This is a genomic window from Acinetobacter sp. Ac_5812 (genome assembly GCF_013072695.1).
Taxonomy (GTDB): domain Bacteria; phylum Pseudomonadota; class Gammaproteobacteria; order Pseudomonadales; family Moraxellaceae; genus Acinetobacter.
Genome location: NZ_LXUK01000001.1, coordinates 124,465 through 149,353 on the forward strand (window position 1 = coordinate 124,465; position 24,889 = coordinate 149,353).

At 39.6% G+C, this 24,889-nt stretch carries 24 protein-coding genes; 6 read left to right on the top strand and 18 right to left on the bottom strand.

The features are described from left to right. Positions 1 to 57: 57 nt before the first annotated feature. From A7P55_RS00680 to ispH, 8 genes are all read right to left on the bottom strand, one after another. Positions 58 to 519, bottom strand: a complete 462-nt coding sequence (locus A7P55_RS00680) for a type IV pilin protein (RefSeq protein ID WP_171550715.1) — start codon at positions 517 to 519, stop codon at positions 58 to 60. After that, positions 506 to 1,033, bottom strand: coding sequence for a prepilin-type N-terminal cleavage/methylation domain-containing protein (locus tag A7P55_RS00685; RefSeq protein WP_171550716.1), 528 nt, complete (start codon positions 1,031 to 1,033; stop codon positions 506 to 508). Before A7P55_RS00685 ends, A7P55_RS00680 begins: the two co-directional genes overlap by 14 nt. Before the next feature lie 14 nt (positions 1,034 to 1,047). Beyond that, positions 1,048 to 5,091, bottom strand: a complete 4,044-nt coding sequence (locus A7P55_RS00690) for a PilC/PilY family type IV pilus protein (RefSeq protein WP_171550717.1) — start codon at positions 5,089 to 5,091, stop codon at positions 1,048 to 1,050. Between the two features lie 14 nt (positions 5,092 to 5,105). Next, positions 5,106 to 5,909: a pilus assembly protein gene (locus A7P55_RS00695; RefSeq protein ID WP_171550718.1), complete on the bottom strand. Its 804-nt coding sequence runs from the start codon at positions 5,907 to 5,909 to the stop codon at positions 5,106 to 5,108. Further along, positions 5,909 to 6,895 carry a PilW family protein gene (locus A7P55_RS00700; protein ID WP_171550719.1) on the bottom strand — a complete coding sequence of 329 codons (987 nt, stop codon included), beginning with the start codon at positions 6,893 to 6,895 and terminating at the stop codon, positions 5,909 to 5,911. The genes A7P55_RS00695 and A7P55_RS00700 overlap by 1 nt, the downstream gene beginning before the upstream one ends. A 1-nt stretch (position 6,896) precedes the next feature. Continuing rightward, complete coding sequence (gene pilV, locus A7P55_RS00705; protein WP_171550720.1) at positions 6,897 to 7,466, bottom strand: type IV pilus modification protein PilV; 570 nt, start codon at positions 7,464 to 7,466, stop codon at positions 6,897 to 6,899. Next, the gene (locus A7P55_RS00710) at positions 7,467 to 8,000 is read right to left on the bottom strand and encodes a prepilin-type N-terminal cleavage/methylation domain-containing protein (RefSeq protein WP_171550721.1); all 534 of its coding nucleotides are present in this window, start codon (positions 7,998 to 8,000) and stop codon (positions 7,467 to 7,469) included. It abuts the gene before it with no gap. Between the two features lie 140 nt (positions 8,001 to 8,140). Then, positions 8,141 to 9,091 carry a 4-hydroxy-3-methylbut-2-enyl diphosphate reductase gene (ispH, locus tag A7P55_RS00715; protein ID WP_171549979.1) on the bottom strand — a complete coding sequence of 317 codons (951 nt, stop codon included), beginning with the start codon at positions 9,089 to 9,091 and terminating at the stop codon, positions 8,141 to 8,143. 103 nt (positions 9,092 to 9,194) lie between these two features. Between ispH and gmk the strand changes: the two genes are divergently transcribed. The 6 genes from gmk (at position 9,195) to bfr (ending at position 14,257) form a co-directional block, all read left to right on the top strand. Further along, positions 9,195 to 9,818, top strand: coding sequence for a guanylate kinase (gene gmk / locus A7P55_RS00720; RefSeq protein ID WP_171550722.1), 624 nt, complete (start codon positions 9,195 to 9,197; stop codon positions 9,816 to 9,818). 70 nt (positions 9,819 to 9,888) lie between these two features. Continuing rightward, positions 9,889 to 10,167 carry a DNA-directed RNA polymerase subunit omega gene (rpoZ, locus tag A7P55_RS00725; RefSeq protein ID WP_004803954.1) on the top strand — a complete coding sequence of 93 codons (279 nt, stop codon included), beginning with the start codon at positions 9,889 to 9,891 and terminating at the stop codon, positions 10,165 to 10,167. Positions 10,168 to 10,504: 337 nt separating this feature from the next. Further along, a complete protein-coding gene (locus A7P55_RS00730) occupies positions 10,505 to 12,622 on the top strand; it encodes an HD domain-containing protein (RefSeq protein WP_171550723.1) in 2,118 nt (705 codons plus the stop codon). A 166-nt stretch (positions 12,623 to 12,788) separates the two neighbouring features. Then, on the top strand, positions 12,789 to 13,169 hold the full coding sequence (locus A7P55_RS00735) for a RidA family protein (RefSeq protein WP_171550724.1): 381 nt from the start codon (positions 12,789 to 12,791) through the stop codon (positions 13,167 to 13,169). A 183-nt stretch (positions 13,170 to 13,352) separates the two neighbouring features. Next, positions 13,353 to 13,547 carry a bacterioferritin-associated ferredoxin gene (locus tag A7P55_RS00740; protein WP_171550725.1) on the top strand — a complete coding sequence of 65 codons (195 nt, stop codon included), beginning with the start codon at positions 13,353 to 13,355 and terminating at the stop codon, positions 13,545 to 13,547. A 245-nt stretch (positions 13,548 to 13,792) separates the two neighbouring features. Then, on the top strand, positions 13,793 to 14,257 hold the full coding sequence (gene bfr / locus A7P55_RS00745) for a bacterioferritin (RefSeq protein WP_004803950.1): 465 nt from the start codon (positions 13,793 to 13,795) through the stop codon (positions 14,255 to 14,257). A 69-nt stretch (positions 14,258 to 14,326) separates the two neighbouring features. On the opposite strand, the gene A7P55_RS00750 is transcribed toward bfr, so the two are convergent. The 10 genes from A7P55_RS00750 to A7P55_RS00795 form a co-directional block, all read right to left on the bottom strand. Further along, positions 14,327 to 15,967, bottom strand: a complete 1,641-nt coding sequence (locus A7P55_RS00750) for an O-antigen ligase family protein (RefSeq protein ID WP_171550726.1) — start codon at positions 15,965 to 15,967, stop codon at positions 14,327 to 14,329. 82 nt (positions 15,968 to 16,049) lie between these two features. Beyond that, a complete protein-coding gene (gene tfpZ, locus A7P55_RS00755; protein WP_171550727.1) occupies positions 16,050 to 16,784 on the bottom strand; it encodes a TfpX/TfpZ family type IV pilin accessory protein in 735 nt (244 codons plus the stop codon). A 69-nt stretch (positions 16,785 to 16,853) separates the two neighbouring features. After that, complete coding sequence (locus tag A7P55_RS22780; protein ID WP_171550728.1) at positions 16,854 to 17,276, bottom strand: pilin; 423 nt, start codon at positions 17,274 to 17,276, stop codon at positions 16,854 to 16,856. A 246-nt stretch (positions 17,277 to 17,522) separates the two neighbouring features. Continuing rightward, positions 17,523 to 18,023 (bottom strand): pilin, encoded by a 501-nt coding sequence (locus A7P55_RS00765; RefSeq protein ID WP_171550729.1) that lies wholly within the window; start codon positions 18,021 to 18,023, stop codon positions 17,523 to 17,525. A 413-nt stretch (positions 18,024 to 18,436) separates the two neighbouring features. Beyond that, complete coding sequence (locus A7P55_RS00770) at positions 18,437 to 18,997, bottom strand: TPM domain-containing protein (protein ID WP_171550730.1); 561 nt, start codon at positions 18,995 to 18,997, stop codon at positions 18,437 to 18,439. Continuing rightward, on the bottom strand, positions 18,991 to 20,061 hold the full coding sequence (locus A7P55_RS00775; protein WP_171550731.1) for a TPM domain-containing protein: 1,071 nt from the start codon (positions 20,059 to 20,061) through the stop codon (positions 18,991 to 18,993). The genes A7P55_RS00770 and A7P55_RS00775 overlap by 7 nt, the downstream gene beginning before the upstream one ends. A gap of 36 nt (positions 20,062 to 20,097) precedes the next feature. Next, on the bottom strand, positions 20,098 to 20,688 hold the full coding sequence (locus tag A7P55_RS00780; protein WP_016162297.1) for a LemA family protein: 591 nt from the start codon (positions 20,686 to 20,688) through the stop codon (positions 20,098 to 20,100). Between the two features lie 177 nt (positions 20,689 to 20,865). Beyond that, positions 20,866 to 21,756, bottom strand: coding sequence for a metal-dependent hydrolase (locus A7P55_RS00785; protein WP_032865077.1), 891 nt, complete (start codon positions 21,754 to 21,756; stop codon positions 20,866 to 20,868). A gap of 114 nt (positions 21,757 to 21,870) precedes the next feature. Next, entirely contained in the window at positions 21,871 to 23,280 is a 1,410-nt protein-coding gene (locus A7P55_RS00790) for an MFS transporter (protein WP_171550732.1), read from the bottom strand. Between the two features lie 185 nt (positions 23,281 to 23,465). Continuing rightward, complete coding sequence (locus tag A7P55_RS00795; RefSeq protein ID WP_171550733.1) at positions 23,466 to 24,887, bottom strand: glutamate synthase subunit beta; 1,422 nt, start codon at positions 24,885 to 24,887, stop codon at positions 23,466 to 23,468. Positions 24,888 to 24,889 lie beyond the last annotated feature (2 nt).

The following is a 24,889-nucleotide window of genomic DNA, read 5'->3' on the forward strand; positions in this document are numbered from 1 at the left end:
CTATAAAAAAAGCAAACACTGAGGTTTGCTTTTTTTAGTGAGTTAGCAGCTAGGGTGTTAACGGCCATCCCAATTTGTTGTTGCTGATGGGGTACATGCAGAACCACTATTCTTATCACTTCCTTTGTTCCAGCACCTATGTCCTTGATTATTCAGAACCACATGGCCATCTCCAGTTTGCCCATTTACAGGTGTCGCTGTAAGCGTCCAACTTCCAGCTGTAACATTCGACAATGCTAAATTGTATAAAGTTGATCCCGATTGTGGGCTTAAACCATTGTGGTGTATAGTATCAAGTGTGATTGCCTTGTTTTCTAGCGTTATAAAAGTAGAATTTATTGCTTTATATCGCTGTAAACTAGCAGCAATCTCTAACATTTCACTTTCTACTGCTACTCGTTTCGCCTTAGAAACATATTGATGGTATGATGGATAAACAATGGCAACCAAAATACCAATAACGGCAATCACAATCATAACTTCAACAAGTGTGAATCCTATTTCTTTACCATGTTTCACTATTTACTCCACACGGATTTGCTGACTTCAAGTTCGTACTGGTTAATACTTTAGATTCTAATAATTTGTCTTTCGTTCTACAACGAGTACCGCCGCTTATGAACAAATAACTATAATTTTGATCTTGTAAAGCATTACATGTCGCACAATCCGCCCCATAATTTACTGAAGAATTAGCTTCTGCTAATATCACCCACCCTTGTCCTAATGCACTTATATCATCTAATGCAACCGTAGGTACGGTAGCGTCTCTCACAAAAATTGTATATTTTTTTTGTGAACCCGTAGTATTAATAGGTACAGTTGTTGATGCCACAGCAAAACCCCTATAATTTAAATTCCGAGCTTTGTGTTGTTCTAACAAAGTTACTAAACGCTGTATCTCATGCTCTGCTTGAGATGCAGCTCCACGGCGTGCGAATTGCTGATAGCTAGGTATAACTAAGGCAGCAAATATAGCAATAATGACCAATACCACTAATAACTCAATCAAGGTAAAACCTTTATTCTTCATAAAAGCCTCCTTAATTAACGCTCATACCAACGCTGAGAAACGAATTTGGTCTTACCTGTATATTTTTTCAAATTCTCATTCGTTGGTAAGTTTAATACGATACCTCGATCCCGATTAATACCACCAAAACTAATACCGACATTTCCTTTCCCTAAAAAAATATCATTTGGGCGGTTATCAGATCCTGTTGAACCATCAGGATTTTTCTTTTTACATTCACCATACGGCAAACAAAACTGTGTGGCGTTACTCTCACCTCGTACCCCACCATAACAATCTACATTTGTAATATCTTTAGAAGAATCAAAAATGCTCACATATAGATCACTATCAATGGCAACAGATTCATTTAAAATACGCTTTTTAGTTCCAACAGGATAATACCAACCACCATTGCTTAATGCTGTTTCCGTATTACCATTGGTATTTTTTACCAAGTTTTTACCAGCCTCGCCACTTGGTTTAACATCTTGGGTATATAATTCTTTTGTAGCCAAAACAGGTAAGTTGCGACGGGTCACATCTTTATCATAGATTACATATACGGCATCATCAGCATTATTTCCCGCAGACATTGGATAACTAAGATTTCCTGAGCCAATAGTAACAGCTGCAAACAAACCATTCGTTGAGTTATGGATAGTAAACGTAGGTGCATTATAAAAACGAGGTACTTTTGTTGCTCCTGACATATCCAATATACGGACAGCTCGGGTTGCAAATTTTTCACCACTGTCATCAGTAGCCACACCAGCTTTCGCAGATGCATTTAAATCAATACGCCAAACTTGCCCACCTAAATCACCAAAATACAGATGATCGACAAGCCCATCACTATTACGATCAACTGTTTTAATGTTCCCCACTACACTACGCTTCATGTCAGCCGCATACGTTCTTTCAGTATCTGTATTTGTTGAACCGGCATTGGCACTTGCCCACCATAACAAACTACCATCATTCGCATCAAACATATAAACCCCAGCGCCTTGATCAATATAGCTTGATGAAGGTGTATAGTCAGCTGAGCTCTCATAAATTGAGTCATAACCACCACCAACAAACATCACTAATTTCCGCTTACCTTGCCAATTTACCCATGCAATACTTGGTTTAGACCAGCTTTGTCCCATACAACCTAGGCCATTGGTGGCACTACATATACCTGTAGGATTTATACGAAATTTAAGCTTAGGTGTTCCGCTCGTTGATGTAACATTTGAAAGATCTAAAGAATAATAACTCTTACCTCCCATACGCAAACCACCATAAAGCCATTGTTTACCACCATTCGCACTGGCAACGCTGACAATGGGCTCATTAGTTTTTTCACCAGATTTTGTGGCATATTCTGTATAGGCGGTCCATTGCCCATCTATTCCATAACGTAGAGTTGCACTTGGGTCATCTTGTTGGCCAATAAAACTCTCTGCTTGTCTATCTATCATTTCACTTGGTACAAAGCTGAAAATTTCTTTACCAGCATCACTATCCGTTGCACTTTTACCAGCACGAACAACATGCAACACACCTTGAGTTGTACCAAAAGCAATTAAATCATCACGATTATCATAGCTAATCGTCTCTGTATCTTTATCGTATTTGGTTGTTCCTTTTTGTGTAATTAGGATCGGTTTAGAGTGCATCACAGCACCCATTTGACGAAGTGTCGCATTAGTATTATTTAGAAAATTGTTAAATGCCGTATTTGCTTCATCCGTAATCGATGCAGCAACATCGCTACTTACATCGTAACCAAATAACGCAGCAACATAACCACGCTTACTGTCCACATTAAAGTTATTATCGGGATTATTGATTTTTAAATCTGCAGTTTTGATCTGTATTAGATCACCATCCGTGATTGGTTGGGCGACATATGTTGTATTATCGACCGCCAAACTCAACTTCCGATCAGTAAAAATTTTTCTCTCAGTCGTTACCGGATCCGTACCTGTCGTTGTAGTTGAACCTAATAATAACCGGCTTAATGCTCCACCAACTCGAACACGTATCGTTTCTTCTTCATCTATTCCGTTGACTTGCTTAACTTTAGTAATCTCTCGCATGATGTTTTGATCTGCCCAATAATCATTTGGGTTATCCACGCTCTGGCCCTTTCCTGTACCAGAGGTGATCATAACATCTGCACCATCTTGATCTTTCAAGGTATTATTTAGAACTTGATATTTTTTTAAATTTCCAACCCAAGTGGTGACTTTTAAATCTGGACGTGGATCAAATTGTGGGAAATAGCCCCAAGGCTGAATATTTTGAGTATCCAAGTTATCCACTGGAATAGTCACCGAGCCAGTAGTGACTGGTGGGATATATTTTTGCAATTTTTTCAGAAATCTTTTTACACTTTCAACAACATCTGCTGAACTTTGTCCAGGATACCATCCTCCTTGCCCCACTTCCCCCCATTTTTTTGCATTCAAAATATCAGAATCTGTACTGGTATCATCGCCAAAATCTTTACCAAAACCCACAACTGCTGTTTTTATTAAAACTCCTGCTGGGTTTTTAGTTGTGTCTAATAAAGCTTTAGCATAATTTCCAATGCAATCCCAAGAATTAGTTTTATCATGTAAATAACTCGTGGAACAATTAAAGTCAGCTCCTTTTGTACCTAAAGTGCTTTTCATAAAAGTCGTATAATTACCAGAGTTATTCGAATAATTTGGTTCACCATCAGTTAAAAAGTAAATTCCTTGAGTATTACATTGTTTCGCACTCGTCACTCGACTTGGCGCCAAATATTTGTTTCCATCCTGAATTGCTGTTTTGCCAATTGAATCAGTAAAACCTGTACTTGTTAGATTTTTAGTTGTTGCCCCCATCATATAAGCAGCTGCTTCAGCATAAGCGAAAGCCGTAGGTGTATTATTATTCGCCTGTAGACTAATCACAGCATCAATCATTCTTTGTCGATGAGTACGATAAACGGTGCCGAGATATAGAGTTGTTCGGGTATAAGAAGCATCTCTTCGTTGTGCTGTTATACCTGTTTGCTTTACTGTTGCAGTGCGCTGAAGATTCCTAGTACAGTTTTGTGAATTAGTTGTACAACTTCCTGCGGATGGTGATTTGTCTAAATATGAAGTCTGATAATTATTTGTATTTTCAGCGTCCGTATTTACTGCCCCATATTGTATCGTTGTCTCGTTTGGTGGGCTAGCAGTTGCTCCCGTTGGAACTGTATTTGTAGTTCTTTCCCAAGTAGAACAGTTATTACTTGTATCCCATACTTTACATATTTCACGAACTGTTGTGATTGTTTGCTCACGGGAAATCCAACTACTATCCGTAGAACCCGACCACCCCGTATTTCCACTCGGGTTTACTGGGTCAGGTGTCCAATTTCCATTATCGATCCAATTTATTACAGTAGAAACATTACACCATTTTGACCCACCTGTCCTTGTGCCATCTGTAGTAGTACAATTTTGTGTTCTTGTTCCTTTTTGAGCTAAAGTCTGAGAAGTATCCTTTGTTCTTGTTCTTGTTCTTGTTCTATCGTCTATCCATTGGATAGTCTCTACGGTTCTATATAATTGTCCATTTCCAATATCAACATTGTCACTTAAAGGGCGTGCCTCTAGTTTAATTCGACCATTTATACCACCAAACTCAGATAATCCTACGGCCAAATTGTCAGGTAATCTTGTTGTATCAGTATCACCTTGTAATAGTTTTAACATTCCATCCTTTAAACGTGTAATACGATCAGGATATTTTATTGACCCACTATAATCACCCTTACACCACTGGCGGCGATAAGGGGTAACACCTGTTACAGCCGACTCTACAGCAAAATCTCGTCCAAAATCTGTAGCACCACTTGGTAAATCACACCCATAACCCGATTGACTATTAAAATAACGACTCATACTCCCTGATACATCCAACATAAACATTAAGGTAGTTTCAGATGTCTGCGGTGCCTTATATAACTCTACATCACTGGCCTGAGTTGAAACGGCCACGCTGGTTACGATGGTCATTGCAGCTGCTTGACAAGCAACGACTAATTTTTTTAGTTTCATAATTTTCATTGCATTATCCCCAATTAACTGCTTTTGGTGGCATAGCTCACCACTGCATAATCCATCACTTGCTGACTATAAGGCACACCAATTTTTTCAAAACAGTCTGTGATTGTTTCTGTATCAGAATCTTCAGTCGCCTTTTCATTGGTGTAATCTTTAAAACATTTATTAATTTCAGTTGTATTCGAAGACCATGAATTGCCACCTGTTGCCATACCTGGAATAATTGTTGTCACTACAACTCTTACAGGTTGAATATTATCAAGTTGAACCGTTGTAGTATCGGTACCAAGTGGATAAAACTTGAATGGAACATCACTATTCATACTACTTTTCTTAATCGCAACCTGTGAAATCATAACATCACGTCCACTACTAAAATCATTAGTGGTGTACTGGCAAAAACCAGTTATACCTAATTCATCATTCTTAATTTGCGTAATTTTTTTGGTATTATCACTCGGATCAGTCACTTCTTCCCATGACACAATACTGGCATTTTTTAAATCAAAGACATTTTTTTGTGTTTTCGGGCGATAACAAAAAACTAATTCTTTGGTTAGGAAATTATCAGACTTGACCATCCCCAACATTCCCAAAGAGCTTAAGTTTTTTTGCAAAATACTATTATTTTTATTGTCTTGTTCTATCGCAAAAAATACCGCATCGGCTGTTTGCTGCATTAAATTCCGTGCTTGACTATTTGTCGCAATGTTCAAACCGACAATACTTTGTTTAACAGCAAACGTACCTATAATTGTCATCAGTAATAAGATGAAGAGTACCGTTATCAGCGTTGCGCCTCGTTGGTCAAAAATACGCATTACAGACTCTCCATTAACCCATAACCATTACGTAATGCTACCGTTTGAGTAATCACCTCTCGGATATACCTTTTTGCTTTAGCATCATCTTTTAATGTAACTTTTTGATCTAGAATTTGAAATTTATCAGGAATTTCCTGATTACTAGGCACCGTCTCTACTCCACGCATTAATATACCTAGTTGTACTGACATGATTCTTGGACGAGAAGTACCATCTTTCACCAAAGTATTACTATCTCCCATATAGTCTTTCACTGACATATATTTGAACGTATCTGTAGTATTATCTTTGACTCCCAATAAAATATGGAAATGATCCACTCGACGCATAATCACTTCACCATTACCTCCATAACGGCTTATAGCAGTTGGTAGATCAGCTGTTTCCAATAAAGTTTCATACTGACCAGCATCACAGACCAACGCTAAATCATCTCCATCTTTTCTTAAGAAATAGCGTTGGATAATAAAGATACCTTTTTCAATCTCTTCTTTAGAAACTTTCCGCCCCTCACAGTCCATTGAACCTGGCACAATGGCTTTATATTGAATAACCAACTGGTCACTTTTGTATTCTTGAATATTACTTGCACCAGACCAACTTGCTTGACCAACACCCTGAGTGAGTAACGCAATTTTTGTGGTATTTTCATCAGTTAGATGAAAAGGTAAATTTGCAGATTGTGTTTTCTGATCATCAGCAGATAATGATGTATAACTTTTTAAACTTGTCAGTACAATTCCACTATATAAGTTACGATCATTAAGAATGGCTAGATTCGCATCTAAATTTGCCATACGAATATCTTTAGTAATGTAATTCAATCCAAAATTGCCATTATCTTGGAGCTCAGATAGCGTTTTCTGTAAATTATAATTAATAGAACCCGAAACAAATAATTGAAATCCCGCTGCAACAATAATTAGCCCAAGAGCCAATGCGACGATCAGTTCGATCAAAGTCATACCTAGTTGTTTGTTCATTTTAGTACGCCTCCAATACGATGCATTTTGTATCCGAGCCATAATTGCCATTGTGAGTACAGTCATTACTATCTGTACCATCTTGTGGATTCGTCTCATCCCAAGCCACATAAATGCAGTAACGATTCCGCTGTATCTCCGTATCTGCTGCACATTGATTCACACCAATCTTCATCCCTTTTTGATAAGCGTTATAAAGAGCTTGTTTTGCATCTTCAGCTGCAAATTTTTCACTATCACAAGCGGTGGCATTTGAAAAACATGCTGAATAGCTATAAGAGCTCAAATTCTCTTTACCACTAAAAGCTCTCACATACGCCTTATAAACTTCTTTCTTACCTTGCTCGTCAGTACCTTCAATCTCTTTAGTCAAACCATCTTGATTCGCCCGAATACGCTCAGCAATATCTTTGGCCAAACTCATCGCCTGAATACGCTTAGATGCTTCGATTGAGGAATCCAATGCTTTGACTTGTAATAGGGCAAAACCCAAAATGCCAATAGCCAGCAATAAAAGTGCTACAAGCACCTCAACCAACCCCATTCCCTGTTGATGATGTTCTGCTTGCATTTATGAACACTCCTGTCCTTGCTTAGACCCACTTTTTGTAGTCACTTTCCCTAAAGGAGTTATTTCTACATAATTCGTTGTCACCCCATTGGAAACAATAACCTGAATAGCCGAGAGCGTTAAATCTTCTCGTTGATTATGACCATCATCATCCGTAAAATTGCGAGAAAGTTGGGCACTTCCATCTGTTAGAAATACCAGTCTATCAATACCTTCGATTTCTTCTCCATTCCATGCATTACTTTCACAGTTAAACTGTAAGTATGATATTTGCTGATCGCCTGGAACAGACCAGTACAAAATTTGTGGGGTTGGACTTCCAGCTTCACCAAGATTTACAGTTACCCTATACCGATGTAAAACAGCATCATAACGAGCTTGAATTAATGTTTTTTCAAGGTCTTTAGTTGAATGTTCAATTTTCTGCCTTGCTCTTGCTTTTTGAAAATTAGGCATTGCAATGGACGCAACAATTACCAGTACCACCATCGTCACCAGCAATTCAATTAAGGTGAACCCCCGAGTTTTCCCCATTTCCCCAGCACCTAATGCTTAAAATTCACTACTCTATATTAAATTTTATTTTTACAGAACCAATACAAAGCAGATAAGCACCAAAAAAAAACGGATGGAGTGCAATCCATCCGTTTCCAGTTCACATTTTTCTAATAAAATTAGGCTTGTATCACTTGGATACGCAACTCTTTTGGTAGACTAAAGGTAATGTTTTCCTCACGTCCTTGTAGTTCTTTTGGTGGCGTCGCACCCCAATCTTGTAAGCGCTGAATCACTTGTTTAATTAAAATTTCTGGGGCTGATGCACCTGCAGTGACACCAATTTTGCTCTCTGCTTTAAACCAATCTTTTTCAAGTTGATCCGCATTATCGACCAAATACGCCGACTTACCCATACGCTCAGCCAACTCACGTAAACGATTCGAGTTTGACGAGTTTGGTGAACCGACCACTAGAACCACATCACATTGTTCAGCTAGATCACGCACTGCATCCTGACGATTTTGGGTGGCATAGCAAATATCATCTTTACGCGGGCCTTGAATTTTTGGAAATTTACTTCGAAGCGCATCAATCACTTTAGCTGTATCATCAATTGAGAGTGTAGTCTGAGTAACGAAAGCGACTTTTTCAGGATGTCTTACCATTAAAGCCTCAACATCCTGTTCATCTTCAACCAGATAAATCTCACCACCACGAGACTTATCGTATTGCCCCATGGTACCTTCCACTTCTGGGTGACCTTCATGTCCAATTAGAATGGCCTCAGTCCCTTCGCGTGCATATTTCGTCACTTCAATATGAACTTTAGTCACTAATGGGCAGGTCGCATCAAATACTTTTAAACCACGGCGATCAGCTTCTTGCTGTACTGCTTTCGATACGCCATGTGCACTAAAAATCACAATTGAATCATCAGGAACCTGATCCAATTCATCGACGAATACAGCACCTCGCTGACGTAAATCATCGACCACAAATTTGTTGTGCACCACTTCATGGCGTACATAAATAGGTGGGTTAAAACATTCCAGTGCTCGATTGACGATTGCTATAGCACGGTCAACTCCAGCACAAAAGCCTCGTGGATTGGCCAACACGATTTCCATAACATCCTCTCTCATGATCTGAATTTTTACACCAAACTATTTCGTTTAATGACACGCTACACTACAATAGCCAAGATATTTTATCATATTCAGGAAAAATATCATGTCGGGTCTATTGTTTGTCGTTTCTGCAGCCTCAGGAACAGGCAAAACATCTTTGGTCAAAGCCCTACTCGATCGAGTCAGCAACTTACACGTTTCTGTCTCTCATACTACACGCGGTCAACGCCCTGGTGAACTTGATGGTGTTCACTACCATTTTACCAATAAAGAAAGCTTTTTAGCACAAGTTAATGACGGCGGCTTCATCGAATATGCAGAAGTATTCGGAAATTATTATGGTACCTCACAAGCTAAGGTCAAAGAACAACTGCTACAAGGTCATGATGTTTTACTCGAAATTGACTGGCAAGGTGCTGAACAGGTTCGTCGACTTTTTCCTGAATCGAAACAAATCTTTATTCTCCCTCCAACACAATATGATTTAAGGCAACGTCTTTCAAATCGTGGCACAGATTCTGTTGATGTCATTGAACATCGTTTAAGTTGTGCAGTTGAAGATATGCGTCATTTTGCCAGTTTTGACTATGTCATTATTAATGATGATTTCAATAAAGCGGTACATGATTTAGAAGCAATTATCGCTGCAAATCGTTTGGTTACTTTGCAACAAAGTGTGCGTCATCAACAATTAATCGAAAACTTGCTTACCCTTGATCGTGAATAACTTGAGTCTGGGCTAAAAGCCTTTTATACTACTCAGTCTTTTCAAATGTAATGTTCAAACGAGACAACTTATGGCACGTGTAACCGTTGAAGATTGTTTAGACCATGTAGATAACCGCTTCGAGTTAGTACTGGTGGCGAGTAAACGTGCACGTCAATTAGCACGTCAAGGTATGGAACCCACTGTAGAATGGGACAATGATAAGCCAACAGTCGTTGCGCTGCGTGAAATTGCAATTGGTCATGTGACTAAAGAAATTTTAAAACAACGCGATCAAGACTACCAAACATCAAACCTTGATATGGTATTGTCTACAAATTCACTAAACTTAGAAGGTTTTACTTTCTAAATCGAATTTGTTATGCGTAAAGCCCATTGTGAAGACTCTGGGCTTTTTTCTTTCTTGCAAAATTCAATACATATTGATAAAAGCAATATCCGTCATTGAAAAAAATTACGAGTTTTTATAATGAACAAATTGACAAGTTTCTCAATTTGCTTTTCATTAGAAGATAAGCGTAATGTTTGTGAACACTTGCGATCAATGTAAGTTTTCAATGGGATCAAATCCGGTTTACGACATTCAATTCGCATTGAATAGGTGAACCATCAACGTAATATATCTTTATATCGTTGAAGTATCAGCAGACATAGCATTTCTGAATTTAGGTTATAAAAGGTGTTATATGCCAGGCGAAGAGGTCAGCCAAGCCAAGCAGCAGCTCAGAGCAATTATTGAGGCCTATCTTAAAGATAGTGACGTTCAACGAGTACTTGCGGCCTGCGATTTTGCTGATTTAGCCCATAGTGGTATCACCCGTAAAAGTGGTGAGCCATATGTGTTGCACCCAATTGCAGTAAGTTGCATTTTGGCGCATATGCGTCTTGATGCCGATACGCTGATGGCGGCCTTACTGCATGACGTGATTGAAGACACTGAATTTACCAAAGACGAAATTGGACAAAAATATGGCTCAGTGGTCGCCGAATTGGTCGATGGTGTCACCAAACTCAGCCATTCCAGCGATAAAGAATATAATAAAGCCGCCTCCTTCCGAAAAATCTTGCAAGCAACGCTACAAGACCCTCGTGTCATTATTATTAAATTAGCCGATCGCTATCACAACATGACCACCTTAGGTGCATTGCGTCCAGATAAGCGTGCGCGTATTGCACAAGAAACACTGGATATTTTTGTACCTATGGCGCGTCTGGTCGGTATGAATGAGATGGCAGATAACCTAGAACATCTCTGTTATCAAAATCTTGATTTAGACATGTTTAATGATGTGCAAACCGCGCTTTTGGAAACCAAGCCAAAACGCTGTGAATACCAAGCGGTTTGGGAACAAAAACTTACTGAGCTGTTAAAATCGTACGATCTTAAAGGTCGAATTAAAAAGAAAAACAACAATATCGAATTGCTACGCCATTTTATTAAAAATGAAATTGACTTAAATGAACTCAGCCATAGCCATGCTTTTGAAATTATTTTGCAAAGTATCGCAGACTGTGACCGTCTGGTTGACGCACTGAAAGACAACTTCCAGGTTTTACAATATCACGACCACATTCGCCGCCCTTTACCCGGTGGTAATCAGTCGTTAATGATCCAGCTCAAAGGTGAAAAAACCACGCTTTCATTGACCATCCAAACTGAGCTAATGCGTAAGGCAGCCCGTTTTGGTGTAGTGCTTGGCGAAAATGCACCGCAAGCCTGCCGTTCTGCCATTCAAGCTTCGATGCAGAATCTGAATACCCTAATTGATAGTGGCTGTGCCAAAACCACCTTTAGTGATTTGCTTGATTACTTACACCAAGAAAAAATTTGGGTCTATACCCCACATGGACAATTGCACGAATTACCGCAAGGCGCCACTGTGGTTGATTTTGCCTATTCAGCCAGCTTGTTCTTAGGTAACCATGCAGTAGGTGCCAAAGTCGATGGTGAAATTCGTCCATTATCCACCCCACTGCATAGCGGTCAAGTGGTTGAGATCATTACCGATGTTTTAGCAACTCCAAATCCAGACTGGCTCAGCTTCATTAACACGCAGAAAGCACGTCGCGCGCTGCAGAACATGCTTAGAGAGCAGGATATTGATGAACAGCGCTTAGTCGGACAGCAGGCCTTAAATCGCGCCTTAAAATTGTTCCAGCGTTCAATTGATGATCTATCGCCAACTGATTGGACCAATGTGCTGGAGTGGCGTCATTTAAGTAGTAAAGATACTCTATTCGAACAGATTGCGGTGGGTGATCTATTACCACAACTGGTTGCAAATCATTTATTTGCTCAGGATTATCATTCACAGCATCATGAAGCCTCTGATCGTTTGATTTTAGGTACAGAGGGCGTTGATGTAAAATATGCACATTGCTGCAATCCAGTCTTGGGTGACCCAATCCAAGGACACCTCTCCCGACGGGGTTTAATCGTGCATCGCTCACGATGTCGCAATTTATTACATGAACAGCACCTGCATCCAGAAAATATCATGCCATTGCATTGGCAATCCGAAGAAATTGATGATGTCCGTTTCAGTGCTTATTTATGTATTCACATGGCGATGAACGATGAACAGATCTCTGATTTAATCTATCAATGCCGTAAAGCCAAAACGGGGGTAGAAATGGTTCACTCACAAGACCAAAAAACCTATGTCAACATCGTGGTCAGCAACCGAAATCAAATCGCCCAAATTATCCGAGATTTACGCATGAACTTTGGCTTCCCTCGTATTGAACGCCTAAATATGCCCATCGTACAGCCTGAAGTCGAAAAATTGGCAACCACCAATTAAATACAAGTACAGCTGTAAAATGAATATTTAAAGCATGTTATCAACATAAAAGTTCTAATAATATATCCATGCAACTGCGACTACACAGTACTCAAGACTTTCGTGCCTGAATTTTTGTGTTAAAGTCGCATGGTTTAAGGTAGAAAAAACAACCTAGGAGAGCTAAATGTCACGCCAAGTTATTCATACTGAACACGCCCCTGCTGCTATCGGAACATATTCTCAAGCAATTCTTGTTGGCAATACACTCTACCTTTCTGGTCAGATTGGTTTAGATCCGTACAGTATGGAACTTGTAGAAGGCATCGAAGCTCAAATCCGTCGCGTATTTGATAACCTTAAAGCCGTTTGTACAGCGGCTGGTGGCAGTTTAGCTGATATTGCCAAACTCAATATCTTTTTAACTGACTTGTCACACTTCCAATTGGTGAACCAAATTATGGGCGAATACTTTGCACAGCCCTACCCTGCACGTGCAGCGCTTGGTGTTGCCAGCTTACCCAAAGGTGCTTTGGTGGAAATGGATGGGATTGTGATCATTTCATAAGCACTTTTTTAAATTTATATTTATCAAAAAGTTATAAATCATTAAAAATATCGCCGATCAGGCGGTATTTTTTTATTCAAATTCCCAATAAGAATATACTCATTGTTAGAATGAAATTCATTGACAAACGATAATAATTATCAATAATATCAATTATCGCATTTATATTTGTGGCTCACTCCCATGTATGTTTGTTTATGTCGTGGAATTACCGATCAGGATATCAAAGAAGCCGTTGCAAATGGCGCTGAGAGCTATCGTGAAATCCGTGACCTACTCGATCTAGGAACATGTTGTGGTCGTTGTGCTCCTGAAGCCCGCGCTATTATCAGCGATGAACTTGCTGAAATCGCCGCACGTATTTCTATAGCTGCCTAATTTATCTTCAAAATTATTGCTCCGATTCATTTCTTGTTTTACGACTCCACCGCTTCCTGTAGAACCTAAAAAGTTCCTCATTTAAGCGGTTTTTTTATAAAAATCATAACCATATCAGGATGTTTTTGATTGTGATTTTCATTTGCCGTTCTATAAATTACTCGCCAGACGATTCTTTGTTGATTAAAATACAATAAATTGCCTTAGCAACTAGGGCATCACTTGGTGTTTTTGGAGTAAGTGCAATGAAAGGCAATCGCGAAGTTATCAATCAGCTGAATCAGGTGCTGTACCATCATTTAACTGCGATCAACCAATATTTCTTACATTCTCGTATGTTTAATGACTGGGGAATTGAGCAACTAGGTTCAGCCGAATATAAAGAATCTATTCGTCAAATGAAACATGCTGATAAAGTGATTGAGCGTATTTTATTTTTAGAAGGCTTACCGAATCTACAGCATTTAGGCAAGCTCTATATCGGTCAACATACTGAAGAAGTTCTGAACTGCGATATCCGTAAGGTCAAAGAAAATATTGAGGCAATCAAACAAACTGTTGAACTTGCTGAAGCAGAACAAGATTATGTGACCCGTGATTTAGTCCAAGAAATTTTAGAGAAAGAAGAAGAATATTGGGATTGGCTCGACACCCAACTTGATCTGGTTGAGAATGTAGGTATTGAAAACTATATTCAAAGCCAAATCTAACTCTTCTCTTCAACCCCAACTATTTATTGGGTTGAATCAAAAAATAAAGCCCTAATCAGGGCTTTATTTTTATTTCGCTTGCTTATTTATTTCAACCACTTCTGGCAGGCTAAGTGTTTGTCCATACAGCTGCTGTAAAATAAAGAGCTGCTGTTCTGCTTCTTCAAACTTGTGATTATAAACCAGTACCTGTGCATACTTTTTCAGGTTATAAGGGGTTGCTTTATTTTTGACTAAAGCATCAATCCACTCCAATTCCGTACCAGACATTTGAGTTTGAGGTTTTAGATTGATCCAATCAAGTCGCTGCTGAAATTGCGTCAATAACAGAATTTTAGAACTTCCCAATATCTCTACTGTCGGTTGCTGCTTTTTAAAAATTAAACGACTGTTTTCCTGAAATAGCTTGTAATCACGCCAAATCAATAACAGCAGTACGATACCAATCAGCCAAATAAAGCGAATGACATTTTTATTTAACGTCACTGCTTTTAGCTGAGGTGTTTGTGCTTGAACTAGACCCAATAAAAAGCCCATGGGCAATAGGAAATACGCATAACGTTGCGGAAACTCCAACATGGCATGAATCAAAATTGCCGCAACCATCAGAATCGCAACCACTGAAGTGATATCTTTGGCATTTCGGTCTAACCAGAAGAACCAGATTGCCATATAACCAATAATCAATAATCCAAGTGGTAAACCATTCCAGACCAAGATATCCAACAAAACATTGTGTGCACTGATCACCCACTCATGCGAAGGATGTAAATTAAAAATACTGATTTGCGCAACACTGGTCTGATTCCAGCCATAGCCTAACCATGGCTGCTCTTTTAGTGCCAAAAGCATCTGCGTCCAGATATCAAAACGTAAATAGCCTGAGCTAGCCCGTTCAGCCAAACTAGTTGTTTGGATGACTTCTGAGTTTGAGAACGTTTCAATGACATTTGTGAGCAATGGCAAGCCCCACGCTGCAATCACAAAAAAACCGATACACCAAATCCAAAGCTGAATAAAGCTGAAGCGTGGTTGCTGCTTGTATTGCTTATACATCCAATAGAATAGAATAAATAAACAGACTACCCATGAAGTTCGAGACTGGGTTAAAGCAATGGTAAATAGGATCAATAGACTAGATGGCACTAACCAACATGCAGCCACGACTCTTTTTTCATACAGATATAAAGCCCCCATTAAGCCCATGATCAGGAATGTTGCTAAATGATTCGGTTGGCCAAAGTTTGCATAAGGGCGATCCCCTTTTAACTGCATCACCCCATTAATAACGCCACCTAAACCACACCATTGCACAATTGCCATAACACTACAGACAATCGCAATACCAAATAGCAGCTTAGAGGTCTCTTGCATCAGCGCTTCACGCTTTTCTGCTTCTAAAGAAAGGTTATAGCCAAGCACAATCATCAGCCAAAAAGCGAATACATATAGAGAGCTTAATAGTGCCGAGCTAAAGTCATTAACCAACCCAAAGCTCCATTGCAGCAATGGAACAGCTATAATCGGTGCGATCCAGAGTTGTACTCTTGGAATAGTAATTTTTTTATTGAGAAAAACAGCAAGTAAGACTAAGCCAGCTAAAAAGCTAGCAAGCTCACCTGAAAAAGTCACCCAAGGATAAGTATGAAATGGGGAGAGCCAAGCAAAGCTGATCAGAACGCTGGCAAGAAAAAAGCATAAAAATTGCATACTTTATACATAAGAAAAAAACTTAGTGAATTATATCGCTAAGCCTTAAGTTACAAATTAAATATAAGATAAAAACTACAATTTACTTCCAAGGACGTAGGTCTACAATTTTAACCACTTCACTTTTTTCTTTATTAATGAGAACCGTCATATCAACTGCATTCGCTTTTAAAGGGACAAAAGCCGTAGCTTCAGGATATTTTGCCAAAGTGTTTTTTACCAATGTTTTCTCATTAAATTGGTTTAACAAGGCTAAACTTTGTGAATGTTGTTGAATTTGTTTTTTTACTGTATTTAATGCTACATAGCGTTCTGGTCTTCGTGCTATTGAAATTCCACCCAGAACATCAGCTAGCATATCATCACCACGAGTTTGTTTATCTTTAGCAAACTCAACCCCCACAAATTGTGGTTTCAGCCAAGGAATATGCTGATATTCGGGTAAGGCATGATGGATATTCTCTAAAAAAAGTTCATTCTTTTTTATAAGCTGAAACTGATCCACATAATAGGCAATCCAAATTGGGCGTGCTTTTTCAATCGTATAAACCCCATATCCTAATGCACTCAACTGTAATAATATGATGACACTTAAATCCATTTTTAAGGTTTTTTTATTTTCTTTATAGACTAATAATCCTAAAAATGGCCCAATGATTACATCAATAAATAGCAGCATTAGTAGAATATTAGTTACACCAACTGCTTGGGCAATTGGATCAGGGTACCAAATAAAAAAAATGATTCCAATCACATTCAATGCAATGAAAAAAGAAATTAATAAATGACCAATAAAAAATCTTATACGTTTCGACATCCAATTTCCTTTTTCGATTTACATTGTTTCTATAACGCTTGCAACTCATATAAGCAAGGCATTTTACTACTATCTACATCCAGCTGGTTTATATTTATCACTCACGCCCAAAGATGTGTCACACTTCCACTTCCCATTTTTATCACGACTAAAATAAACAAATTGCCCTTTTAAAGCAGGACTAACTTGCCTTAACTTACACACTAGTGCTTGATCAGCTACATTATGAACATCAGGGGGATTAACGAGATAAGTACATATGTGTGAATACGCGCTAGAAAAAAACATATTTGTTACAGTAAAATCACTGGATGCTGAGCCACCGTGTATAATTAGCTCATATTGAGGTTGTGCACCTCTTAATTCAGCAATTGCAATTGCAATTTGAGACCGTGCAATATGATTCTGATATTGAGGAATTACTATAGCAGAAATAATACCAACAATTGCTACAACAATGATAACTTCGATTAATGTAAAACCCTTATTCATTACTTCACCCCTTTTTTCTTATTCATTCAATAAACGTGCCAATAAAAAATAATGATAAAAATCAAAGTGATGAAATAAAATAATTATTGAGATTTGTTTTTATGTGACCTTTTTAGTCAGTTTGAAATATTTTTTATTATCTCTTAAATAATTAATGTTTTATAAATAAATTAAATATCTTGGATATAATAGGAATAAAAAAAGTGCATCTGTATAAGATGCACTTTTTATCAAAACTAAATATATTTAGTTAATTGTACCAATAGAGCAAGCTTTATTTTCAAACTTTTTATCAACATCACTTACACAAGACCATGTACCATTTGAATCACGGAATAATTGAACATTTTTAGTATTAATACCAGGATTTCCAGTAGTAAATGTTAAAGTTATTGCACCTGAACCATTAGTTAAATCTTTAAGAACAATTTTACCAAATGATGGATTTACAATTCCTAAATCTTCAGCGCGTTCACCACGAACCGCTGCTTGAGCATCTCCGGCACCTGGAGCTGATTCAGGAACTGCTGCTTTTGGTGCAGTTGTGCCATCTGGGAATTCACCATATTCCATCACGTATTCCTCCAAACCAGTCTTATTGGCCGAAACCGTTTGTACTGCCGCTGCAATATTTGAACGACCTACATAGTTTTGATATTGCGGAATCGCAATCGCAGCCAAGATACCAATGATCGCCACAACGATCATCAATTCGATAAGAGTAAAACCCTTTTGCATTGATTTCATAACATTTCTCCAATGGATATTTTTTTATAAGCTTTTTTCAGCTATTTAGTAATTAGCATGTTTTATGCCAGTCCTTAGCTTAGCTAATTTTAACCTAAAAAAACAGGGACTTAAAAAAAATTCATGCTGGATAAAATGAGAGCAATTCAGACATTTTAAGAAAAAAAATGACAAATAACGTCAGCTTTACTGCTTAATTATTCATTTTTTTAGCTAATGAATTTGATTACTTTCTACTTGTATGTAAATTGAGCGACTCAATTCACAGAAAATTTATTGATATTTTTTTTACCGCTTATCAGAAGATATTTGGAACAATCCACCGATAATAGATTTAATGTACAGAACATTCTGCACATTAATAGATTTTAAACAAAACAACAAGCTCTATTTTTGGATAGCAAGATCACGTTTTAATTTAGAATAATCGGTTCATTCGGCAATTCATTTTGCTCATTGAGGTCTGTTTTCACATAATACTGGTCTAGTATCTGTCCAATCTCCGCGACCCCATTATTCACGGCCAGTAGATATTGCTTTTGAGCCAACAACAGTACGATGCTTTGACAGATCCTATTCCAAGTTTCAGTCGGTGTAGCATTTTTTAAACCGCGATCAATCACAATCTCGACTTTACGCTCACATAGATTGAGATAGAGCAATACACCACTATTCAGTTCGGTATCCCAAACTCCAAGCTCGGCAAACAATTGCTGAGCGCGTAAACGAGTATTTTGATGATAGGCTTGTGAACAAGGGATATGTCCTTCAATCACCACCTGAATCTCTCCGACATGGCCCTTTTCCGCTTGCTGGACGGCCTTGGCAATCTCGGCTCGATCTTGCTTACTAAAATAACGATGTGCTGATGAAACATAGAGGAAATGCTTAAACCAACGCTTCAAACTCGGTTGCACATGCTCATCCAGTTTAGGCTGAGTAATAATCTGTGTTGTATCTGTCTTGGTTACCATGAGCCTGATGCTCCTCCCCCGCCAAAGCTACCGCCGCCGCCACTATAACCACCGCCACTGCCGCCGCCAAAACCACCTCCGCCGCCACCGCGACCACCACCTGATAGAAAGGCTTGGAAAATCAGTTGCGCCAACGAGGTGATTAATAAAAAGAAAATCCCGACACCAAGCAATAAACTCATCATTAGACCCGCACCGTTGACCAAACCAGCAACGGTTGCAGCCACAGCTGCAGTGGAAGCACTTAAACGATTACCGACAATAAATGAACCGACGACACCTGCTACCAGAATGAATAACGCCATGGTGAGGGTGTTGTCTTTAGCCTGCTGTGCTTGGATTGCTTGTTCATGCCGATCTTTCAACTCTTGGGCGGCTTGCTGTGCAATCTCTGGGTCTAAATTGACGATACGACTGATTTCATCTAATCCCGTAGAAATCCCTTGTGCGTATTGCCCCTGTTTAAAGTAGGGTGTGATTTGATTGCGGATAATTCGGCTCAATACCACATCAGGCAGTACGCCCTCCAGGCCATAACCCGTCAAGATCTGGATATTACGGTCATTGACTGCAATTGCCATCAATAAACCATTATCGCGTTTGGCTGAGCCAAGCTGCCATTTTTCACCCGTTCTCAAAGCAAAATCAAAAATTGCTTCCTGCCCAGTGGTCGGTACAATAATCACCCCGATTTGTGCTTTACCTTGCTGATACAGACTGAGAATTTTCTGATTGAGCTGCTGCATTTCAGCATCACTCAATACTTTGGCCTGATCAATCACGGGTTGATTTAAAGTTGGCAAACCACGAATCGATTCGCCCTCTGCCATGTCATTCGCCACTTCTGGCAATGCAGGAGTTTCAGCATTTGGCGTGGCTGGTGTAGTCGTCGTTTTATTCTTTTGCTGCTCTTGGATAATTTTACCCGCAACAAGCACATCACTTTGATCGGTTGCGGTCGCGACTTCAGCCCAAACCGCATGTTGGAAAAACAGTGTCGCAAAAATAATGGTTAAAACAGCTAAGATTCGCTGCTTTAAGCTCTGCTTAAACACGTTCAACATACGGTAACTCCTCACAGTTCAAAACAATTTCAGATATTAATTAAATGAAACTGTTGGCGCTTGCTGTGCAGACTGTTCCGCTTTAAAGTTTTCTTTGGTTTTCATGCCAATGACTTTAGCAGTCAACGCTTGAGGGAATTGGCGTACATAGCCGTTGTAATCTTGAACCGTGGTAATATAACGATTACGCGCAACCGCGATACGGTTTTCAGTACCTTCAAGTTGTGCTTGTAAATCACGGAATTGCTCATTGGCTTTTAAGTCAGGATAACTTTCTGAAACCGCAATCAAACGCGATAATGCACCCGTCAATTGGCTTTGTGCCTGTTGGTATTTCTCAAATAGCGCTGGATCTTCCAACACTTCTTTATCGACTTTTAATCCCGCAACATTAGAACGTGCCTGAGTAACTTCAACCAAAACCTGCTCTTCATGTTTGGCATAGCCTTTCACCACATTGACTAAATTCGGTACCAAATCGGCACGGCGTTGGTATTGGTTTTGAACTTCAGACCAAGAAGCTGTCACTGCCTCGTCTTTGACTTGCAAAGTGTTATAACCACAACCGGTAAATAACAATGTGCTTGCCAATACCGTTGCCAGTGCGGTTTGTTTGATGATTTTCATAAAAATTTATCCTCAAGTTTTTCTTTATATTTTTGCGATAATTCATTGTAATGAGATTTTTTGTCGGCTGTGTAACATTTATTAAAGTTGCTTTATCTGAATTTAAATAAAAAAGGCATTACTCAAGAATCTTGATGTAATGCCATGCTAAGCAACTTTGATGGTATTGGATGATGATTAACTATAAATTTTAGAAGCGGTTTCCTCTTGGAAGCTTGCCATACCATATTCATCTGCCATGCGTGCTTTCCAGTAATTTACCAATGCGGTGTAATCATGTTTGGCTGGATGAAAATCAGCTTGATAGTAAGATAAATACTCAGGAATCAACTGTAATAGCATTTTACTGAGTAAATACATGCCAAACAGATTGCCACCCAATTTCGGTAAGCTCTTCCATTTATCCTGCCAGATCAACCGCGTGGTTGCATAAAACGTCAGGCTAGCAAAGCCAGTCGTTACACTGCGCATCAGTAAGCGGCGGATACGATCATCGCCATAGACTTCTTGGTAGACATCAAATGCCACCGAACGATGCTCGATTTCTTCAATTGCATGCCAAACCCAAAGCTTCATCGCATCATCATCTAGCGTACTGAGAATTTCTGGGTGTTTTAAAATATAACCGCCTAACATCGCTGTGAAATGTTCAAAAGCGCAAGTTAAGGCCAGTTGTAATTTCGGGTGAATATTTCGCAACATATCATCCCGTTTCGCCAACCACGCCTGAAAACGATCGAGATTATAATCCTCACGTCGCCAAGCATCGTTAAACTCTGTATGTGCTTTGGAGTGCATCGCCTCTTGCCCAATAAATGCCGCAATCTGCGCCTGTAGCTGAGGGTCTTGTACTTTATCTCGAACATTGCGGACACTATTCACAAAATACTGTTCTCCAATTGGAAATGTTGAAGACAGTGCTGTTAATAGATGTGACATGACTGGAGAATTAGCAAAATAATGACGTTTGATTTTTTTCGGATTAAATTGCAAACGTCGTACTGTAATTCCCAATGCTTTAGGACGATTTAAATAATTTTTTTCCACATTCACATTTGCAAGAGCCATCTCGATTGCCTGCATCATTTCCCGGACTGGGTTTGAGTATTGCGCTGAGAAAATGGCAATGACAGGGCAAAAAAGCTTATAAAGTTTGCCAAAACTACCAAAATGATGATTGGTCTATAACGATGATGTAGATGCCACACATTCTGATTGTCTAATTTTTCTCAAGCTCCATATGGCTGCAAGAAACAGTCCACCCATGATTGCCACGACCATATGAAATGCCAATAACTGCGCCTGAGCCATCGAATAATGCAAGCTTACAACACTCCATTGAATGATAAATGCAGTTAATGTGCCTAATACCGCAATCCCAAAAGTCAGTCCAAGTTGTCTGAGCATATTTAAAATTGCAGCGGCAAAGCTGGCATCTGCCTGTGATACTGCATGCAAGCTCAAGGTACTCGAACTCGGCACGATCAATCCAATGCCTGCACCCATCATGCCACTTAAGCCAATAAACAGCAGATATGAAGAATTACTCTGAAAACTGACCATCGCGATCAATGCAACGCCTGAGATCAGCAACCCGATCCGAAGCAATGACAATGCGCCATAACTTTGCTGCAAGCGTCCAAAGCAGATGGAAACCAGCGCCTGCATCAGAAATTGTGGGGCAATCAGCCAACCGGCTTGCGCTGCACTTAAATGAACCTGTTCCTGATAAAACAAGGCAAACACAAATAAGGAGCTATAGCCTGCAAATCCCAATAGAAATGAAATCAGATTAAAGCGCAAAAAAATGCGATTATGGAATAAATGACGTGGCACCAGAGGGTGCGAGACTTTATTTTGATGTCGAATAAAAATTAGAGCAAAGGCAATGGAGATAAGAAAACTAAAACTGATCAGATAGCCGATATGGGCTTGCTGTACCATGATAATGCTATAGGTCAGCGTTGCAATTGCAATCACGCTATAAATCAGCCCTAAATAGTCAAAACTTACTTTTTGCTGGCTTGAATCTGCTTCAATCCCTTTCCAACCTAAAAACAAGGCCAATAATCCAACGGGTAGATTTAACCAAAAAATACTCTGCCAGCCTAGATAATGCACCATGAGGCCACCCATGAGTGGCCCAACAATTAAGGCAAAAGCACTGAATGAACTCCAGTTGCCAATTTCTCGTGCCTTGCGATTGGCTTGGGTAAAATGATGTACGATGATTGCAAGGGTTAAAGGAATCAGCATCGCCCCCGCAATACCTTGAATTACTCGCCCAACAAGCAATAAACTAAAATCTGGCGCAGCGGCACAGATTACAGAGCCAAAAATAAAGATCACGACACCCGTCAACCACAGACGTTTGCGTCCTAACCACTGACTTAACGCTCCCACCGCCAACATTAAACTCGACATACTCAGTGCATAGCTATCAATCACCCACTGTAAATCAGCAAGATGACTATTAAACTGAGTTTGAATTGCGGTTAAAGCCAAATTCACACTGCTCAAATCCACCAAGCAAAGAAAAGTACTGGTATACAGTGCAGCAATTAACAACCTGTCATTGAGTTTCGATGTCATTATTTTATCCACTCACCATAACAAAAATGAGAATTATTATCATTAATAGCATAGCAATTTATTGAACACTTGTTAAAGTTTTTATTTACTTTGGCCACAACAATTAGATTACAGATCATCAACCCGATAAAAAAGCCCAAGCATGAGGCTTGGGCTTTTTAACAACTTAAATAAAGAATAAGAGCTTACACGCCAAGGTAGTCCAAAATGCCTTCAGCAGCTTGACGACCTTCCCAAATTGCAGTCACCACCAAGTCAGAACCACGGACCATGTCACCACCCGCAAAGATTTTTGGATTCGAGGTCTGGAACTTGAACTCTTGTTGTTCAGCCGCGACCACACGACCTGAACCGTCCAATCCGACATTGGCAGTACTAAACCAATCTGCTGGGCTTGGACGGAAACCGAATGCAAGTAACACCGCATCTGCTGGTAACACTTCTTCAGAACCCGGAATTGGTTCAGGGCTACGACGACCACGACTATCTGGTGCACCCATTTGTGTAGTTACAACCTTAACGCCAGTCACTTTGCCATTTTCACCAACAATTTCAATTGGTTGTCGGTTGAACAGGAATTTTACACCCTCTTCATAAGCATTCTTCACTTCACGTGCAGAACCTGGCATGTTGCTTTCATCACGACGATATGCACAGGTCACATCATGTGCACCTTGACGTAATGAAGTACGGTTACAGTCCATCGCGGTATCACCACCACCTAGAACGATCACCTTTTTACCATCGACACTGATGTATTCGCTTGGATCTTTTTCCCAACCTTGGCAACGGTTCACGTTGGCAATCAAGAAATCTAAGGCATCGTAAACACCGTCAAGATCTTCACCAGGGAAACCACCTTTCATATAGGTATAAGTGCCCATGCCCATAAACACGGCATCGTATTCCGCAAGCAATTGCTCAATGGTCACATCCACACCAATTTCAGTATTTAAACGGAATTCAATGCCCATCCCCGTGAAAATCTCACGACGACGTTTCATCACATCTTTTTCCATTTTAAATTCTGGAATACCAAAAGTCAGTAGACCACCAATTTCAGGACGTTTGTCAAATACAACTGGTTTAACCCCACCACGTGCAAGAATATCTGCACAGCCTAAACCTGCAGGACCTGCACCGATGATCGCCACTTTCTTATTGGTCCATTTGACCCCAGACATGTCTGGACGCCAGCCCAAAGCGAAAGCAGTATCATTGATATATTTTTCCGCATTACCAATCGTGACTGCACCAAAACCATCGTTTAAAGTACATGCCCCTTCACAAAGTCGGTCTTGTGGGCAAACACGACCACAGACTTCTGGCAAGGTATTGGTTTGATGGCACAGTTCAGCGGCTTGGAAAATCTGACCTTCTGCAATCAGCTTTAGCCAGTTTGGAATGTAGTTATGAACTGGACATTTCCACTCACAATACGGGTTACCACAGCCTAAACAACGGTGGGTCTGATTCGCAGCCACTTCCGCAGTAAAAGGTTTATAAATTTCCACAAACTCTGCCTTGCGGACAGTAATATCTTTTTTCTCTGGATCTTGGCGTGCTACATCCAGAAATTGAAAGTCATTATTCAGGCGCTCTGCCATGT

Coding starts and splice junctions, on each gene's coding strand:
- A7P55_RS00795 (WP_171550733.1), bottom strand. CDS start 24,887: ATGGCAGAGCGCCTGAATAATGACTTTCAATTTCTGGATGTAGCACGC.
- A7P55_RS00750 (WP_171550726.1), bottom strand. CDS start 15,967: ATGCAATTTTTATGCTTTTTTCTTGCCAGCGTTCTGATCAGCTTTGCT.
- A7P55_RS00780 (WP_016162297.1), bottom strand. CDS start 20,688: ATGAAAATCATCAAACAAACCGCACTGGCAACGGTATTGGCAAGCACA.
- A7P55_RS00700 (WP_171550719.1), bottom strand. CDS start 6,895: ATGAACAAACAACTAGGTATGACTTTGATCGAACTGATCGTCGCATTG.
- A7P55_RS00775 (WP_171550731.1), bottom strand. CDS start 20,061: ATGTTGAACGTGTTTAAGCAGAGCTTAAAGCAGCGAATCTTAGCTGTT.
- A7P55_RS22780 (WP_171550728.1), bottom strand. CDS start 17,276: ATGAATAAGGGTTTTACATTAATCGAAGTTATCATTGTTGTAGCAATT.
- A7P55_RS00770 (WP_171550730.1), bottom strand. CDS start 18,997: ATGGTAACCAAGACAGATACAACACAGATTATTACTCAGCCTAAACTG.
- A7P55_RS00765 (WP_171550729.1), bottom strand. CDS start 18,023: ATGAAATCAATGCAAAAGGGTTTTACTCTTATCGAATTGATGATCGTT.
- pilV (WP_171550720.1), bottom strand. CDS start 7,466: ATGCAAGCAGAACATCATCAACAGGGAATGGGGTTGGTTGAGGTGCTT.
- ispH (WP_171549979.1), bottom strand. CDS start 9,091: ATGGAAATCGTGTTGGCCAATCCACGAGGCTTTTGTGCTGGAGTTGAC.
- A7P55_RS00785 (WP_032865077.1), bottom strand. CDS start 21,756: ATGGCTCTTGCAAATGTGAATGTGGAAAAAAATTATTTAAATCGTCCT.
- A7P55_RS00685 (WP_171550716.1), bottom strand. CDS start 1,033: ATGAAGAATAAAGGTTTTACCTTGATTGAGTTATTAGTGGTATTGGTC.
- rpoZ (WP_004803954.1), top strand. CDS start 9,889: ATGGCACGTGTAACCGTTGAAGATTGTTTAGACCATGTAGATAACCGC.
- bfr (WP_004803950.1), top strand. CDS start 13,793: ATGAAAGGCAATCGCGAAGTTATCAATCAGCTGAATCAGGTGCTGTAC.
- A7P55_RS00740 (WP_171550725.1), top strand. CDS start 13,353: ATGTATGTTTGTTTATGTCGTGGAATTACCGATCAGGATATCAAAGAA.
- A7P55_RS00690 (WP_171550717.1), bottom strand. CDS start 5,091: ATGAAAATTATGAAACTAAAAAAATTAGTCGTTGCTTGTCAAGCAGCT.
- A7P55_RS00710 (WP_171550721.1), bottom strand. CDS start 8,000: ATGGGGAAAACTCGGGGGTTCACCTTAATTGAATTGCTGGTGACGATG.
- gmk (WP_171550722.1), top strand. CDS start 9,195: ATGTCGGGTCTATTGTTTGTCGTTTCTGCAGCCTCAGGAACAGGCAAA.
- A7P55_RS00695 (WP_171550718.1), bottom strand. CDS start 5,909: ATGCGTATTTTTGACCAACGAGGCGCAACGCTGATAACGGTACTCTTC.
- A7P55_RS00730 (WP_171550723.1), top strand. CDS start 10,505: ATGCCAGGCGAAGAGGTCAGCCAAGCCAAGCAGCAGCTCAGAGCAATT.
- A7P55_RS00735 (WP_171550724.1), top strand. CDS start 12,789: ATGTCACGCCAAGTTATTCATACTGAACACGCCCCTGCTGCTATCGGA.
- tfpZ (WP_171550727.1), bottom strand. CDS start 16,784: ATGTCGAAACGTATAAGATTTTTTATTGGTCATTTATTAATTTCTTTT.
- A7P55_RS00790 (WP_171550732.1), bottom strand. CDS start 23,280: ATGACATCGAAACTCAATGACAGGTTGTTAATTGCTGCACTGTATACC.